The following is a 14381-nucleotide window of genomic DNA, read 5'->3' as shown; positions in this document are numbered from 1 at the left end:
AGGTTCCCTCTTAGAGTCGTCATACAACCTGAGTAATTGGTGTAATAACTTATCAGCTTTTCTAAGAGTAAAACCGTGTTTTGATCAAACCTGCTGCGGTTACTGCAGGAACTTATAGAACAGTGAAGTGGCGGTCATCGTGCCGTCCGGCATGAGGGCGTAGCGCGGGATTTCTCCGGCTTTCTCCCAGCCGCACTGGACATAGAAGCGCTCCGCGCCGCTGCCGGTAGCCGTGTCCAGCACCAGAACCGACTTGCCCTGTTCGCGGGCAATCTGTTCCAGATAGCTCATCAGGGCATTGGCCAGCCCCTGACGCCGGGCATTTTGGTGAACCAAAAGTTTGGCCACGTCAGCACGATGCGGTTGATTTTCCGGCTGATCGATAACCAGCTGGACGGTACCGACAATCTGCTGCTCATTTTCCGCGACCAGCACCAGGCGCTCTCCGGCGGCCACGCTCGCGGCCGTTCGCTGCCAGAAGGCAGTCGCCGTCCCGGGGGAAAATGGCTGCATAAAGCTGACCGACGCGCCGCCGTTGACGCAGCTGGTCAGAATATCGCTGAGTTGGCAAAGGTTTGCGAGAATATCGTCACGCGACAGCGTGCGCAGAGAAATGGATGTGGTCATGGGTCGCTCCCTGAAATTGACCACATCACTATCTTTTTAACTTATATTTAACACAAGCAGAATAGCCATCGTATTTTCTTATTACCGCGCGCCGTCCTGAGCCGGCGTACAAATACGATTGCGCCCCGCCTGTTTGGCGCTAATAAGATAATCGTCGGCGGCCATCAGCAGTTGATTAAAGAGTTCGGTGATCCGTCCGCTCCCTACCTGACGACACTCCAGTCCCATACTGACGGTCAGCTTAATCTGCTGTTGCCCCCAGATAAAGGTTTGCGCCTCTACGCCCTGACGGATCTTCTCCGCCAGCTGCTGCCCTTCCTGCGGCGTAGCGCTGAGGGTAGCGACAGCGAACTCTTCTCCGCCGATACGCGCCACCATTCCCTGCTCGCCGGCCAACAGCCGCACCTGCTGCGCGAACTGGGCCAATACGCAATCCCCGCACTCGTGGCCCCAGCTATCGTTAACGCGTTTAAAGCCGTCGATATCCAGCACCATCACCGTCAACAGCTGCGCGGGCGACACCGGCTGGCGTTTCAGCGCCTCGCTCAATCCGGAGCGCGAATAGACCCGCGTCTGGAAATCAAAATCGGCCCGCAGCGCCAGCTGTTTCACCAGATTATTAATCGCTTCGACGCTGGAGGCGACAATCACCGGGCTAATCAACATGGCGGCAATGCCGAGACGCGTTGAAAACAGCTGCCATGGCTGCATTCGCGCATCGGGCGAGAGATGTATCAGCGAGTTTGCCACCAGCAGAATTTCGCTGATCCCGGTCATAAAGGTCAGCAGACAGGTCAGCGGCAGCGGATAACGAATCGCGCACCAGATAAGCGCCGGTAGCGGAAAGGTGATACTCCCGGCCCCGCCAACGGCCACCCCAAGAATAATCGACAGCACCAGGGCGATAACCGGCAGAAGCTGGCTGAGACGAAAGCCGCAAAGCGCCGACGGAATGGTCAGCGTTAATATAAACGGCAGGATCAGCACGGCGGTGGAGAACTGCTCGCTAAACCAGTCCGCCAGCTGCGGAATAAAGGTCGCCCGTTCAACGTCCACCGAGCCCAGCGCCCCCACGGCAGCGCACAGCAACGCCGCCAGCAGGCAGTAGCAGAATAAATTCAGCGCATTGATCGGCCCCGGCATCGAATCCGTGCGCCGCTTATCCCACAGCACCAGCTGCGCCAAAGTCACGATGAAGACGATATTCGAGAAGTTGATCAGCAGCGAGGCGAAGCCCATTCCCCAGCGCGACGTTAAGCCGTCATAGACCAGCATCGCGGCAAAACAGGTGGCATAAAAATAACTGCGATTAAGCCAGACATAGCGGGCGAAAATCCCGGCCATCACGGCGTTAAGCGGCCAGAAGAATGACAGCTCCTGCACCAGACGCAGCATGGCGCCGAAGAAATGGAGCAGTAAAGTTAAGGTGAATAACACCAGTGCATCACGCACGGGGTGTTCCTCACGAAACAGCGTGAATAACCGAATCGACAGTGAAGACATTCAGTAATTATCCGTCTAATTGTTTCAGGCAATTATTATGTTAATAATTAGTTAGCGGATTATCATAGCATGAGAATAATTATCAGGCATCCCCATGCCTGATAATTGCGCATTAATGACGAGGCGGTGAATTCATCTGCGCGACCAGCCAGCGGTGGATCACCTGCACCACATACTCCTGCTCTTCGGCGCTCAGCTCGCGCCCTGGCGCAATCGCGTGCCACTTCGCCAGACAGCCGCGGCAGCAGGTGGCGGTGGCATGCTGAGCGATAAACACCGGATGCCCGCGCATCGGGGTCTGTTTGCCATCGTTGGCAATCTGTGCCGGCGCCAGCCGACGGGCAATAAAATCGGCCGCATGCTGGTCAATGATCTCTGGCCCTTTCTCCATACAGTACTGCCGCTCTTTGGCCCCAAGGTGGAAACGGGAACGAAAGGTCGAGCGCTGCAGGCGGGCAAATAAACTGTCCATCGGCACCATCAGAACACCGACCTCCCCAACCGCTGGGTGAGTTTTTCCAGCACCGCCGTTCCCGCCAGCGAGTTACCCGCCTCATCCAGCTCCGGGCTCCACACGGCGATGGCCATTTCCTGTGGCACGATCGCGACGATCCCCCCGCCGACGCCGGATTTGGCCGGCAGCCCGACGCGCCAGGCAAACTCGCCGGCGTTCTGGTACATCCCGCTGGTCATCATCAGGGCGTTGACCTGCCGCGACTGCATTGGCGCGATCACCGGCTTAGCGAGATGCGCAGCGACCCCGCGGTCGGCGAGAAACAGAAAGGTCCGCGCCAGCTCGACGCAGTTCATCTCCAGCGAACAGTAGTGGAAATAGTTTTGCAGCACCGTCGCCACGTCATTATCAAAGTTGCCGAACGATTTCATCAGCCAGGCGATGGCGGCATTGCGGGCCGAATGCTCAAACTCCGAACGCGCCACCAGCGGATCGTAAGCGATATCGGGGACGCCGCTCAGCCGGCGGACAATCTCCAGCATTCTCTGCCTCGGTGCGCTCAGTCGACTTTGCAACATGTCGCAAACGACCAGCGCCCCGGCGTTAATAAACGGATTTCGCGGTTTACCCTGCTCGATTTCCAGCTGCAATAAGGAGTTAAACGGCTGTCCGGAGGGATCTTTCCCTACCCGCTGCCAGATCTCGTCTTCCTGATAGTGGTTCATCGCCACCACCAGACTGAGCACTTTAGAGATAGATTGAATAGAGAAGCGTTCGTGGGCGTCGCCGGCGCAATAGTGCTGCCCCTCTACCGTACAAATCGCCACGCCAAGTTTATTGCCGCTAACGCCGGCCAGCGCCGGAATATAATCCGCCACTTTACCGCGCCCAATCAGCGGCCTGATGTCTGCCAGAATCGTCTCCAGCATCGTATTATTGATGACCGTCGCCACACCCGGATCCTTGCTCAGTCAAATTCGGGCTGCGAGTATAGCAGAGCGCGGCGACGGTCGTCAGGCGCTACGTCAGTTAGCGGCGGTCTTTCCATACGGTCTGCACGTTACAGAACTCATGCAGGCCAAAGTGTGACAGTTCACGACCAAAGCCGCTCTTCTTCACCCCGCCGAAGGCGACGCGCGCGTCGCTGGCGCTATAACCGTTGATAAACACGCCACCGCACTCGAGTTCGCGCGAGAAACGCTCCGCTTCATCGACATCGGTGGTAAACACGGTCGCCGACAGGCCGAATTCGCTGTCGTTAGCCAGCGCCAGGGCGTGGGACGCATCGCGAGCTACGGTAATGGTCGCCACCGGGCCAAACAGCTCCTGGCGGAATCCGGTCATCTCCGGCGTGACGTTGCCCAGCACCGTTGGCGCATAGTAGTTTCCCGCCCCGGCGATTTTCTCCGCTCCGAGCAGCAGGGTCGCCCCTTCCGCCAGCGTCGCCGTCACCTGCTGATGCAGCTCATCACGCAGATCGAAGCGCGCCATCGGCCCGAGGTAGTTGGCCTCATCGCGCGGGTCGCCCATCTTCAGCGCTTCAACCGCGGCGACAAACCGGGTGCTGAAGGCATCGGCAATCCCGGCCTCGACGATAAAACGCTTCGCTGCCGCGCAAACCTGCCCGGTATTCTGATAGCGGCCGATAACCGCCGCTTTCACCGCTTCATCAAGATCGGCGTCGTTAAGAACGATAAACGGATCGGACCCGCCCAGCTCAAGGACGCATTTTTTCAGCGCGGCCCCGGCCTGCGCGCCAATCGCCTTACCGGCGCGCACGCTGCCGGTGACTGTCACCGCGGCAATACGCGGGTCGTTAATCGTCTGCGAGACGCCGTCGTTGCTGGCATTCACCCAGCCGAACACGCCGGCTGGCAGCCCGGCCTGAGCGAAGATCTCGCCAATCAGCGCCGCGCACCCCAGCACGTTTGGTGCATGTTTCAGCAGGTAGCTGTTCCCCGCCAGCAGAATCGGCACCGCGCCGCGCAGCACCTGCCACAGCGGGAAATTCCACGGCATAATGGCGAGGATCGGCCCCAGCGGACGATACTCAATTACCGCATTGTTGTTTTCTACCTGGGTGGCTTCGCTCGCCAGCATGGCCGGACCGTGTTCGGCATACCAGTCACAAAGATTGGCCGATTTGCTGACTTCACCGCGCGCCTGAGCGATCGGTTTCCCCATTTCAAGGCTGATCATTTGCGCCATCTCTTCCGCACGGGCGCGTAGCGCACACCCGACCTGGCGTAAGGCGTCAGCGCGTGCGGCGACGCTCACCGCGCGCCACTGGCGGTAGCCTTGTTCAGCAAGGGCAATCGCCGCATCGACCTGTTGTTCGCTAGCCCACGGCAGAGACGACACCTTTTCTCCCGTGGCCGGATTGACGGAAACCGCGTGAGTTGCAGATAAATTCATCGTTTTGCTCTCTCTGTTGATTGCGAATTAACCTCATTCTGGCTTACCCTTCCATTCATTGAAAATGAATAATATTAAGCAACCTATTCACAAAAGAAGAAAACCATGGATCTGACCCAGCTTGAAATGTTTAACGCCGTCGCCAGCACCGGCAGCATTACCCAGGCCGCGCAAAAGGTGCACCGCGTTCCGTCAAACCTGACGACGCGGATTCGCCAGCTGGAGGCCGATCTCGGCGTCGAGCTGTTTATTCGCGAGAACCAACGCCTGCGCCTGTCGCCCGCGGGCCATAGTTTCTTGCGCTATAGCCAGCAGATCCTCGCGCTGGTCGATGAGGCGCGGATGGTGGTGGCCGGTGATGAGCCGCAGGGTCTGTTTTCGCTGGGTTCGCTGGAAAGCACCGCCGCGGTACGTATCCCCTCGACGCTGGCGCTGTATAACCAGCGTTACCCGAAAATTCATCTGGCGCTTTCTACCGGCCCCTCCGGCACGATGATTGACGGGGTCCTTGAGGGGACGCTGAGCGCGGCGTTTGTTGACGGGCCGCTGGTGCATCCCGGGCTTGAAGGGTTACCGGTGTTTCCGGAAGAGATGATGATCGTTGCGCCATTCGGCCACCCGCGGATAACCCGCGCCAGCGAAGTCAACGGCAGCAATGTCTATGCATTTCGCGCCAACTGCTCCTACCGCCGCCATTTTGAGAGCTGGTTCCATGCCGATCGCGCAACGCCGGGACGGATCCATGAAATGGAGTCCTACCACGGTATGCTGGCCTGCGTGATTGCCGGCGCCGGGCTGGCGCTGATCCCCCGCAGCATGCTGGAGAGCATGCCCGGCCACCAGCAGATTTCCGCGTGGCCGCTGGCCGAAGAGTGGCGCTGGCTAACCACCTGGCTGGTATGGCGGCGCGGGGCGAAAACCCGTCAGCTGGAGGCGTTTATAGAACAGCTGAACGAAGATCGGCAACGAGCAGTTTCTCCATAAACACGCTCAGCGGGTCGGGCTGGTAAGGCGCAAAGGCAGAGCGGGTCTGATACCCGCTGCGGGTATACAGGCCGATCGCCGCATGCTGATGGATCCCGGTCTCCAGGCGCAGCGTATGGCAGTCCCGGCGCAGGGCTGCGCTTTCCAGCGCCTGCAGCAGCTTCTCACCAAGCCTCTGCCCACGATGCGTGGGATCGATGAACACCCGCTTCATTTCACCGTACCCCTCTTCACCCAGCACAATCGCTCCGCAGCCGACGGCCCGCTGCTGCTCATCGCTGATCAGCAGCGCAATCACCGATTCGGCCGCCAGCTGGCTGAGATCGATCAGGTGGTTACTTCCGGCGGGATAAAGAGATTGCTGGTAAGCATCCAGTTGGGCAATCAGCGCCGTCAGATGCGGATCGGTGAGTGATGTCGGGGCGATGGTGTACATAGGCGAGCTCCTTTTTTCGCCCACTGTAGCGCAGCGTATCCGGCCGTTTCTCATAGCATTAACTTATACCCGCCGCATCCTCTTGCGCTAAGCGATTGAACCGCAGTAATTTTATGCCATGACGGTTGATAGCGGGAAAGGACTATGAATAACAAAGCGCGCAAGGTGATGATCATCGGTGCAGGCAACGTCGGCACTTCGGCGGCCTATGCCTTATTAAACCAGAATATCTGCGAAGAGCTGATCCTCGTCGATCTCGATACAACGCGGGCCCAGGCGCATGCTCAGGACCTGAGCGACGCCGCCGCCTATATGCCGGGAATGATGGCCATTTCAGTGCGGGAGGTCAGCGACTGCGCGGACGTGGATATCGCGGTGATCACCGTCTCCGGCGGCGCGCTGAAAGAGGGAGAGAGCCGGCTGGACGAGCTGACCCGTACGGCGAAAATCGTTAACAGCATCGTCCCGCAGATGATGGCCAACGGTTTCAACGGTATCTTCCTGATTGCCACCAACCCCTGCGATATTATTACCTGGCAGGTGTGGCAGCTTTCCGGCTTGCCGCGCGGCCAGGTGATCGGTACCGGCGTCTGGCTGGATACCACCCGCCTGCGCCGGGTGCTGGCGCAGGCGCTGGATATTGGCGCCCAGAGTATCGATGCTTTCATTCTCGGTGAACACGGCGATACCCAGTTTCCGGTGTGGTCCCACTCGTCGGTGTACGGCTCACCGATTGCCGAGGTTTACCAAAAACATACCGGTAAGGCGCTGGACCGTCAGCAAATCGCCGACCGGGTGCGCAAACTCGGGTTTGAGATCTACGCCGGTAAAGGCTGCACCGAATATGGCGTCGCCGGAACCATCGCTGAAATTTGCCGCAATATCTTTACCGGCAGCCATCGCGCTCTCGCCATCTCCTGCATTCTCGACGGTGAGTACGGCGTCCAAGGCGCGGCGGTCGGCGTCCCGGCCGTGCTGGCGCAAAACGGCGTGCAGCAAATTATCGAACTGCAATTAGCGCCGGAGGAAAGCGAGAAATTCCGCCATTCGGTGGCGGTGATTAAGGCCAATATCGCCCGCCTCGGATAAGATCGCGGCTTAGCGTCCGCGCTTTCGGCCGCTAAGCGGGCCGTTTTCCCCGCCAGCGGTGTTTAGCGGGCGGGAACACGTTCAGCGTAGAAAGATTTTCCCCTGCAGCCAGGTCACCGCCTGGCCGCCCGGCAGTTCACAGCGCGAAGCGCCGCCGGGTTACCGGCAAAAGACCGTTCGCTGAAGGTCGGGAGCCGCTACATGGGAATCGCTTTCGCCGCTTTACCTCAACGTAGCGTGATGGTGCCAATCATATAAGTTGTCGCCTGGCCACCAATCAGCACCCGCTCACCCAACCACTGACAGCGCAGATCGCCCCCCCGCGCCGACACCTGCCGCGCCTGCATGATGGTTTTACCCAGTTTGGCGCCCCAGTAGGGAATCAACATGCTGTGCGCCGAGCCGGTCACCGGATCTTCGGGCACCGCCTCACCCGGGCAGAAGAAACGGCTGACGAAGTCATACTCATCGTCCGCCGCGCTGACGCAAATCATTTTGCCGAGGCGCTGCAGCTGTTGCATATCCGGGCGGACCGCTTGCACCTGCTGGCGATCGTTGAGGATCACCAGATAGTCCCGCCCTGCGCGCACCTCCAGCGCCTCGCTTAGCCCGAGCCCGGCCAGCAGCTCTGCCGGCGGAGCGCTGACCGGGTCAGTGGACCACGCCGGGAAATCCAGCGTCAGCCAGTCGCCGTTACGCGTCACCTTCAGCTCCCCGACAAAGCGGGTGCTGAAAACGATAGTGGCAGAAGGATGATCGAGATACTCAAAAATCACGTGCGCCGCGGCAAGCGTGGCGTGGCCGCAGAGGTTAATTTCGTCCAGGGTTGTGAACCAGCGCAGTTCAAACCCCTCATCGGTGCGCACGAAAAAGGCGGTTTCGGACTGGTTGTGCTGCTGCGCCATTTTAAGCAGCGTTTCATCCGGCAACCATTCGGTGAGCGGACACACCGCGGCGGCATTGCCGCCAAAATTGCGGTCGCTAAACGCATCCACCAGGTAAAAATCAATATCCTGCATAATAGGGCCCTTCCTTTTTTCCTTACCTTCAACATGCCATAAAAGCGTGGCATGCACACGATCTATATAAAAATTAATCCTTTAGCTTATGAACCGGCGCGAACGGCAATATGAGATCCAGATCACAAAACGATTGTATTTTCATCAGTAATCGTTTTAAGATCGCTACCTCTTCTTCCTCTTTAGTAGCCAGCTCAGAATCTATGATTACAAACACGGTTTCACGCAAGGTCGCGTGGCTTCGGGTTGTCACGCTTGCGATCGCTGCTTTTATTTTTAATACCACCGAATTCGCTCCGGTCGGCCTGCTGTCCGATATCGCCGACAGCTTCGACATGGAAACGGCCCAGGTCGGCATGATGCTGACTATCTACGCGTGGGTGGTCGCGCTGATGTCGCTGCCGTTTATGCTGCTGACCAGCCAGATGGAGCGCCGTCGCCTGCTGATCGGCCTGTTCATCCTGTTTATTGCCAGCCACGTGCTGTCGTTCTTTGCCTGGAACTTTAACGTGCTGGTGATTAGCCGTATCGGTATCGCCTTCGCTCACGCGGTGTTCTGGTCTATTACCTCGGCGCTGGCTATCCGTATGGCGCCGCCGGGCAAACGCGCGCAGGCGCTGAGTCTGATTGCCACCGGTACCGCGTTGGCGATGGTCTTTGGTATTCCGATTGGGCGTATTGTCGGCCAGTATTTCGGCTGGCGGACCACCTTCCTGGCGATTGGCCTGGGGGCGCTGGTGACCCTGGTGTGCCTGTACAAACTGCTGCCAAAACTGCCGAGCGAACATTCGGGTTCGTTAAAAAGTTTGCCGCTGCTGTTTCGCCGTCCGGCCCTGCTGAGCATCTATCTGTTGACCGTCATCGTGGTGACCGCGCACTACACCGCCTACAGCTACATCGAGCCGTTTGTCCAGACGGTCGCCGGCATGAGCGGTAATTTTGCCACCGTGCTGCTGCTGGTGCTGGGCGGCGCGGGGATCATCGGCAGCATTTTGTTCGGTAAGCTGGGCAACCAGCACGCTTCCGGGCTGATTAGCATCGCCATTGGCCTGCTGCTGGCGAGCCTGTTGCTGCTGCTGCCGGCATCGCACAACCCCAACCATCTGCTGCTGCTGAGCATCTTCTGGGGCGTCGCCATTATGATTATCGGCCTGGGGATGCAGGTTAAGGTCCTGGCGCTGGCGCCGGATGCCACCGATGTGGCGATGTCGCTGTTCTCGGGGATCTTTAACATCGGGATTGGCGCCGGCGCGTTAGTCGGCAGCCAGGTCAGCACTCATCTCTCTATGGCCTCGATCGGCTACGTCGGCGCCATCCCGGCGCTGGTGGCGCTGGTGTGGGCGGTGATGATCTTCCGCCGCTGGCCGGTATCGCTGGACGATCATCAGCCGCATCACTCCTGACTGCGTGCGTCAATCGCGGATAAAAAAGCCTGCCGGAGTCCTCACGGCAGGCTTTTTTTTACCCCCTCGCGGGCGGTATCAGACGTGGTAGGTGGTGATAATTTCCAGCACCCCGTTGATAATAAACTGCACGCCCATACAAACCAGCAGGAAGCCCATCAGACGGGAAATCGCCTCGATACCGCCCTTACCGACCAGGCGCATAATCGCCCCGGAGCTGCGCAGGCAGGCCCACAGAATCAGCGCAACCAGCGCAAAAGTCATCGGCGGCGCCGCCAGCACCACCCAGCCGGGAAAATCAACGCCGTGCTTCACCGTCGACGCCGTACTGATGATCATCGCGATAGTCCCCGGCCCGGCGGTACTCGGCATCGCCAGCGGAACGAAGGCGATATTGGCCGTGGGTTCGTCCTGCAGCTCTTCCGATTTCATTTTGGCTTCCATCGAGTCATGCGCTTTCTGCTGCGGGAACAGCATCCGGAAACCAATAAAGGCCACGATCAGCCCGCCGGCGATACGCAGACCGGGGATTGAGATCCCAAAGGTATTCATCACCACCTGGCCGGCATACCACGCCACCGCCAGAATAATAAAGACATATACCGAGGCCATCAGCGATTGTCGGTTGCGCTCGGCGTTGTTCATGTTGCCGGCCAGCCCAAGGAACAACGCGACGGTGGTTAGCGGGTTTGCCAACGGTAAAATGACCACCAGCCCCAGCCCTATCGCTTGAAAAAGTTCCATCATGATTAATTAAGCCCCTGTTAATATTAATAATTAAAAACTTTACCCCCAGAGTATAGCGTTGCTTGCCCGCCTCGTACCAGCGCCGATATTCGCGCCGCACGCCCCTCGCCGGGTCTGCGCAGACGCGCTTTAGCAAATCGTGTGATCGTTCCATCCATCAGGTTGACTTATTGTTGCCTGGGCAATAATATCCTCAGCAATTAAATAATTGCCTGGGCAACCATTGTGAAAAGCACAAGTGACCTGTTTAACGAAATGATCCCCCTTGGTCGCTTGATCCAGATGGTTAACCAGAAAAAAGATCGCCTGCTCAACGAGTACCTCTCACCGATGGATATTACTTCCACCCAGTTCCGGGTGCTCTGTTCCATTCGTTGCGAAGTATGTATTACCCCCGTTGAGCTGAAAACCGTGCTTTCGGTCGATCCAGGCGCAATGACGCGCATGCTTGACCGGCTGGTCTGTAAAGGCTGGATTGAACGGTTACCCAACCCCAATGACAAACGCGGCGTACTGGTGCAATTAACACCGGACGGCGCGGCGCTTTGTGAGCAGTGTCATCAGGTTGTGGGTCAGAAATTGCACCAGGAATTAACAAAAAATCTGTCGGCGGATGAAGTGGTCACCCTAGAGCATCTACTCAAGAAAGTTCTGCCGTAATAAGAAGAGGTAAGATGATGTCCAGACGCAATAATGACGCCATCACTATCCATAGTATTTTGTCGTGGATTGAAGATAACCTGGAATCGCCCCTGTCACTGGAAAAAGTGTCCGAGCGTTCTGGTTACTCCAAATGGCACCTGCAAAGAATGTTTAAAAAAGAGACCGGTCACTCTTTAGGCCAGTACATCCGCAGCCGCAAGCTGACGGAAATCGCGCAAAAGCTCAAGCAGAGCGATGAGCCGATTTTGTACCTCGCCGAGCGCTACGGGTTTGAATCGCAACAAACGCTGACGCGAACCTTTAAAAACTATTTTGACGTTCCGCCGCATAAATATCGCATGACCAATATGCCGGGTGAATCCCGCTACCTGATGCCACTGAACAACTGTTGTTAACCGCCTGCAAAAAGACGTATTGAGGAAATCATGAAACTATTCGCTGCCGCTGCCATTGTTCTGGCCGCACTGGCTTCCAGCCAGAGCTATGCGGAGCAAACCACCACGCCGGTTCGTCACAACCACCGCGATGCGATGATTATGCCTTCCGAACATAATGATTCTCCATTTGATTTCAATCATATGGCTGCCGGTAGCGACAAATCGGATGAATTAGGCGTACCGTATTACAATTAACTGCACTACCCGAGCATTTAGCCCCGTTTACGGGGCTTTTTTTATCTCACTACCGCCCCTGGCCGCCGTATCCGCAGACCGAAAACGTTGATATACAGCCCGGCCATAATCAGCACCGCCCCCAGCAGCTGCAGGCCGTTTAGCGTTTCGCCGAGTAGCAGCGCCGCGCTCGCCATCCCGACGACCGGCACCAGTAACGACAGCGGCGCCACCCGCCAGGTTTCATAGCGTCCGAGCAGCGCTCCCCAGATCCCGTAGCCGACAATGGTGGCGATGAACGCCAGATACAGCAACGAAAACACGGTCAGCGTATCAATATGCAGCAGGCTTTCCGCCATCGCCTGCGGGCCGTCAATCAGCCACGACGCGAGCATAAACGGCAGCACGGGAATTAACGCGCTCCAGACCACCAGCGACATGATCTGCGGCTGCTGTTGGTGGGACATGATCTTCTTATTAAAGATATTACCGCAGGCCCAGCTGAGCGCCGCCGCCAGAGTCAGCATAAAGCCAACCACCGGCACGTGCTGGCCGCCGAGGCTGGCCTCCACCAGAACCAGCACGCCAAAAATAGCCAGCGCGATCCCCGCCAGCTGTTTTCCCTGTAAACGTTCGCCGAAGGCAAAAACGCCGAGAATAATGGTGAAGAACGCCTGCGCCTGGAGCACCAGCGAGGCCAGTCCAGCCGGCATGCCAAGACTGATGGCGCAGAACAGAAAGGCAAACTGACCAAAACTGATGGTCAGGCCATAGCCGAGCAGCAGACGCAGCGGTATTTTAGGCCGGGCGACAAACAGCAGCGCCGGAAAGGCCACCAGTAAAAAACGCAGCCCCGCCAGCATCAGCGGCGGCATATGATGAAGCCCGAGCTTAATCACCACAAAATTAAGCCCCCATACCACGACCACCAGCAGCGCCAGCAGCCCGTCTTTACGTGTCATACCCTGCCTCTGTAGTTATGCGAATTTTTGTGAACAAAATCAAAGTACCGAAAAAAACGGCCGCCGGATAGATCATTATTCTTGGCAGGGGTACGGCGCACACTCTGACCCCTGGCATCCCTATACAAGCGTCTGAGGGCATGTTATTTCTGAATAGATTGTTGCGCCGTCAACGCGTAAGCCCAGGCGGCATGCGGCTGTCAGGTTAATGTCGGGTCGCTGTCGGGTACGGATCGTGGCGCCCGCCGGCGGCGTACGCCACACTCCATCTCAGGTTTTCACCCGGAGATAGACAAGATGAACAGCAGCACTCAGGTTAAACAATTACGTCTGCAGCACGCCTGGTCCCAGGAACAGTTAGCCGAGATGGCCGGCGTCAGCGTACGCACCATTCAACGCATTGAGAACGGCGACCGCCCGGGGCTGGAAACCCTCAGCGCCCTCGCCGCCGTTTTTAACGTTAACGTTGCCGATATTACCGGCCATTCGCCGGCGGGTCATGAAGAGTCCCTCGATCTGCGCATCGAAGAGGCGAAAGCGCGCGTGCAGCAGGAAAGCCGCTTTTTCCGCTCGCTGGCGACCGCGGTGGTGATTTGCCTGCTGCTGGCGCTCCTTAACCGGTTCACCGACCCGGGCTATTACTGGTCTGCGTGGGTAGCCGCGATCTGGGGAACCTTGTTGCTGGTAAGAGGTCTGCGCCTGTTTGTTTTTGGCAGCGTTATCCGCAGCTGGCGCCAGACGCGGCTGCAGCGGCTATTGCGCAAATAGTTGTTTTGCCCTGCCGCCATCCCCCGCTGGCATAGCATACCCCGGCTAGTCGCCCCGCAAAGCTTTCACGCCCCGGGGTGATGAAGCGCCAGCGACCTGGGATAGCTTCGCCCCGGAAGACGTTTGCCGGTTTTTTTTAACCGCGGGGGTTTTCGCCGTTGGGCGAGGTTTACCGTCCGCAATGACCGCAATCGGCACCGCGCCACCTGCCGTAAGCGTCGGTTTTACCGCCATGATCCGCTCAACGTAGCTGGTCTGCGCCTGACCTTCGGGGAGAAATCCCCGCCGGAAGTTGCCGCTGTAGTAACAGGAAAAGGCCGCCAGCTGCGCCTGCTGCGGGGAAAACTTTACCGATGCGCGCCGCAGACATGCATTAAAAATAGCGGCAGCGGCGCGAGCGTTATGGCAGGGATCGAAGACGGTTTCATAATCCAGTCCGTATTTATCGAGGTTATGGCGATTCACCTGGCCCAGCCCCAGCGAAAAATTCCAGCCCGCCTGTGCGAGGTATTGTGCGGTAGCGATAGCCTCTTCCTTATGCCGGGGCTGGCGCGCCAGCCGTCCGCCCACCACGCCAATGGCGTAAGGATTAAACGACGACTCCACTTTCATTAAACGTTCCAGTACCTGGGGCGCGACGTCTGGCGCGCACCGATCGGCCAAAACAGCCAAATCCAACATTCTGACCTCCCTGTCTGCC

General features: G+C 58.0%; 17 protein-coding genes. 7 read left to right on the top strand and 10 right to left on the bottom strand.

Annotated elements, in window-relative coordinates; genetic code table 11:
- Positions 1–99: 99 nt before the first annotated feature.
- The 5 genes from ACI2JR_RS02690 to sad form a co-directional block, all read right to left on the bottom strand.
- Entirely contained in the window at positions 100–627 is a 528-nt protein-coding gene (locus tag ACI2JR_RS02690) for a GNAT family N-acetyltransferase (RefSeq protein ID WP_132731085.1), read from the bottom strand.
- Between the two features lie 81 nt (positions 628–708).
- Entirely contained in the window at positions 709–2130 is a 1422-nt protein-coding gene (locus ACI2JR_RS02685) for a GGDEF domain-containing protein (RefSeq protein WP_165905765.1), read from the bottom strand.
- A gap of 112 nt (positions 2131–2242) precedes the next feature.
- Positions 2243–2611: a DUF4186 domain-containing protein gene (locus ACI2JR_RS02680; RefSeq protein ID WP_462477799.1), complete on the bottom strand. Its 369-nt coding sequence runs from the start codon at positions 2609–2611 to the stop codon at positions 2243–2245.
- On the bottom strand, positions 2611–3537 hold the full coding sequence (gene glsB / locus ACI2JR_RS02675; RefSeq protein WP_132731088.1) for a glutaminase B: 927 nt from the start codon (positions 3535–3537) through the stop codon (positions 2611–2613). Before glsB ends, ACI2JR_RS02680 begins: the two co-directional genes overlap by 1 nt.
- 76 nt (positions 3538–3613) lie before the next feature.
- A complete protein-coding gene (gene sad, locus ACI2JR_RS02670) occupies positions 3614–4999 on the bottom strand; it encodes a succinate-semialdehyde dehydrogenase (protein WP_462477798.1) in 1386 nt (461 codons plus the stop codon).
- A 105-nt stretch (positions 5000–5104) separates the two neighbouring features.
- On the opposite strand from sad, the gene ACI2JR_RS02665 reads away from it, so the two are divergent.
- Positions 5105–5983 (top strand): LysR substrate-binding domain-containing protein, encoded by an 879-nt coding sequence (locus tag ACI2JR_RS02665; protein WP_462477797.1) that lies wholly within the window; start codon positions 5105–5107, stop codon positions 5981–5983.
- Here the strand turns inward: ACI2JR_RS02665 and ACI2JR_RS02660 are convergent.
- Positions 5937–6419, bottom strand: coding sequence for a GNAT family N-acetyltransferase (locus ACI2JR_RS02660; protein ID WP_462477796.1), 483 nt, complete (start codon positions 6417–6419; stop codon positions 5937–5939). The two genes, ACI2JR_RS02665 and ACI2JR_RS02660, sit on opposite strands and share 47 nt — an antisense overlap.
- 144 nt (positions 6420–6563) lie before the next feature.
- Here ACI2JR_RS02660 and ACI2JR_RS02655 point away from each other — a divergent pair, with 144 nt between their 5' ends.
- Positions 6564–7508 (top strand): L-lactate dehydrogenase, encoded by a 945-nt coding sequence (locus ACI2JR_RS02655; protein ID WP_462477795.1) that lies wholly within the window; start codon positions 6564–6566, stop codon positions 7506–7508.
- 227 nt (positions 7509–7735) lie between these two features.
- Here the strand turns inward: ACI2JR_RS02655 and ACI2JR_RS02650 are convergent, their stop codons facing one another.
- A complete protein-coding gene (locus ACI2JR_RS02650; protein WP_462477794.1) occupies positions 7736–8527 on the bottom strand; it encodes a PhzF family phenazine biosynthesis protein in 792 nt (263 codons plus the stop codon).
- Between the two features lie 203 nt (positions 8528–8730).
- Here ACI2JR_RS02650 and ACI2JR_RS02645 point away from each other — a divergent pair, with 203 nt between their 5' ends.
- On the top strand, positions 8731–9930 hold the full coding sequence (locus ACI2JR_RS02645) for a sugar transporter (protein WP_132731093.1): 1200 nt from the start codon (positions 8731–8733) through the stop codon (positions 9928–9930).
- 78 nt (positions 9931–10008) lie between these two features.
- Here the strand turns inward: ACI2JR_RS02645 and ACI2JR_RS02640 are convergent, their stop codons facing one another.
- Entirely contained in the window at positions 10009–10677 is a 669-nt protein-coding gene (locus ACI2JR_RS02640) for a MarC family NAAT transporter (protein WP_132731094.1), read from the bottom strand.
- Positions 10678–10902: 225 nt separating this feature from the next.
- Between ACI2JR_RS02640 and marR the strand changes: the two genes are divergently transcribed.
- Genes marR through marB form a run of 3 tightly spaced genes read left to right on the top strand, consistent with a single transcriptional unit; the run spans position 10903 to position 11972 of the window.
- Positions 10903–11337, top strand: a complete 435-nt coding sequence (gene marR / locus ACI2JR_RS02635) for a multiple antibiotic resistance transcriptional regulator MarR (RefSeq protein ID WP_132731095.1) — start codon at positions 10903–10905, stop codon at positions 11335–11337.
- Positions 11338–11354: 17 nt separating this feature from the next.
- Positions 11355–11735, top strand: a complete 381-nt coding sequence (gene marA / locus ACI2JR_RS02630) for an MDR efflux pump AcrAB transcriptional activator MarA (RefSeq protein ID WP_132731187.1) — start codon at positions 11355–11357, stop codon at positions 11733–11735.
- A gap of 30 nt (positions 11736–11765) precedes the next feature.
- Complete coding sequence (gene marB, locus ACI2JR_RS02625) at positions 11766–11972, top strand: multiple antibiotic resistance protein MarB (RefSeq protein ID WP_132731096.1); 207 nt, start codon at positions 11766–11768, stop codon at positions 11970–11972.
- A gap of 41 nt (positions 11973–12013) precedes the next feature.
- Here the strand turns inward: marB and eamA are convergent, their stop codons facing one another.
- A complete protein-coding gene (gene eamA / locus ACI2JR_RS02620) occupies positions 12014–12913 on the bottom strand; it encodes an O-acetylserine/cysteine exporter (protein ID WP_462477793.1) in 900 nt (299 codons plus the stop codon).
- 297 nt (positions 12914–13210) lie between these two features.
- Between eamA and ACI2JR_RS02615 the strand changes: the two genes are divergently transcribed.
- On the top strand, positions 13211–13681 hold the full coding sequence (locus ACI2JR_RS02615) for a helix-turn-helix domain-containing protein (RefSeq protein ID WP_462477792.1): 471 nt from the start codon (positions 13211–13213) through the stop codon (positions 13679–13681).
- Between the two features lie 45 nt (positions 13682–13726).
- On the opposite strand, the gene ACI2JR_RS02610 is transcribed toward ACI2JR_RS02615, so the two are convergent.
- Entirely contained in the window at positions 13727–14362 is a 636-nt protein-coding gene (locus tag ACI2JR_RS02610; protein WP_462477791.1) for a lytic transglycosylase domain-containing protein, read from the bottom strand.
- Between the last annotated feature and the right edge of the window lie 19 nt (positions 14363–14381).

The organism is Klebsiella sp. NPDC088457, assembly GCF_044900465.1.
In the GTDB taxonomy this organism is placed as follows: Bacteria; Pseudomonadota; Gammaproteobacteria; order Enterobacterales; family Enterobacteriaceae; genus Klebsiella.
The sequence above is the reverse complement of the archived record's forward strand: the minus strand, read 5'-3'. Positions and strand labels throughout refer to the sequence as shown.

Bases quoted from the DNA above. Each gene is read 5' to 3' on its own strand.
- ACI2JR_RS02690 (WP_132731085.1), bottom strand. From the start codon at position 627: ATGACCACATCCATTTCTCTGCGCACGCTGTCGCGTGACGATATTCTC.
- ACI2JR_RS02685 (WP_165905765.1), bottom strand. From the start codon at position 2,130: ATGTCTTCACTGTCGATTCGGTTATTCACGCTGTTTCGTGAGGAACAC.
- ACI2JR_RS02680 (WP_462477799.1), bottom strand. From the start codon at position 2,611: ATGGTGCCGATGGACAGTTTATTTGCCCGCCTGCAGCGCTCGACCTTT.
- sad (WP_462477798.1), bottom strand. From the start codon at position 4,999: ATGAATTTATCTGCAACTCACGCGGTTTCCGTCAATCCGGCCACGGGA.
- ACI2JR_RS02665 (WP_462477797.1), top strand. From the start codon at position 5,105: ATGGATCTGACCCAGCTTGAAATGTTTAACGCCGTCGCCAGCACCGGC.
- ACI2JR_RS02660 (WP_462477796.1), bottom strand. From the start codon at position 6,419: ATGTACACCATCGCCCCGACATCACTCACCGATCCGCATCTGACGGCG.
- ACI2JR_RS02655 (WP_462477795.1), top strand. From the start codon at position 6,564: ATGAATAACAAAGCGCGCAAGGTGATGATCATCGGTGCAGGCAACGTC.
- ACI2JR_RS02650 (WP_462477794.1), bottom strand. From the start codon at position 8,527: ATGCAGGATATTGATTTTTACCTGGTGGATGCGTTTAGCGACCGCAAT.
- ACI2JR_RS02645 (WP_132731093.1), top strand. From the start codon at position 8,731: ATGATTACAAACACGGTTTCACGCAAGGTCGCGTGGCTTCGGGTTGTC.
- ACI2JR_RS02640 (WP_132731094.1), bottom strand. From the start codon at position 10,677: ATGATGGAACTTTTTCAAGCGATAGGGCTGGGGCTGGTGGTCATTTTA.
- marA (WP_132731187.1), top strand. From the start codon at position 11,355: ATGTCCAGACGCAATAATGACGCCATCACTATCCATAGTATTTTGTCG.
- marB (WP_132731096.1), top strand. From the start codon at position 11,766: ATGAAACTATTCGCTGCCGCTGCCATTGTTCTGGCCGCACTGGCTTCC.
- eamA (WP_462477793.1), bottom strand. From the start codon at position 12,913: ATGACACGTAAAGACGGGCTGCTGGCGCTGCTGGTGGTCGTGGTATGG.
- ACI2JR_RS02615 (WP_462477792.1), top strand. From the start codon at position 13,211: ATGAACAGCAGCACTCAGGTTAAACAATTACGTCTGCAGCACGCCTGG.
- ACI2JR_RS02610 (WP_462477791.1), bottom strand. From the start codon at position 14,362: ATGTTGGATTTGGCTGTTTTGGCCGATCGGTGCGCGCCAGACGTCGCG.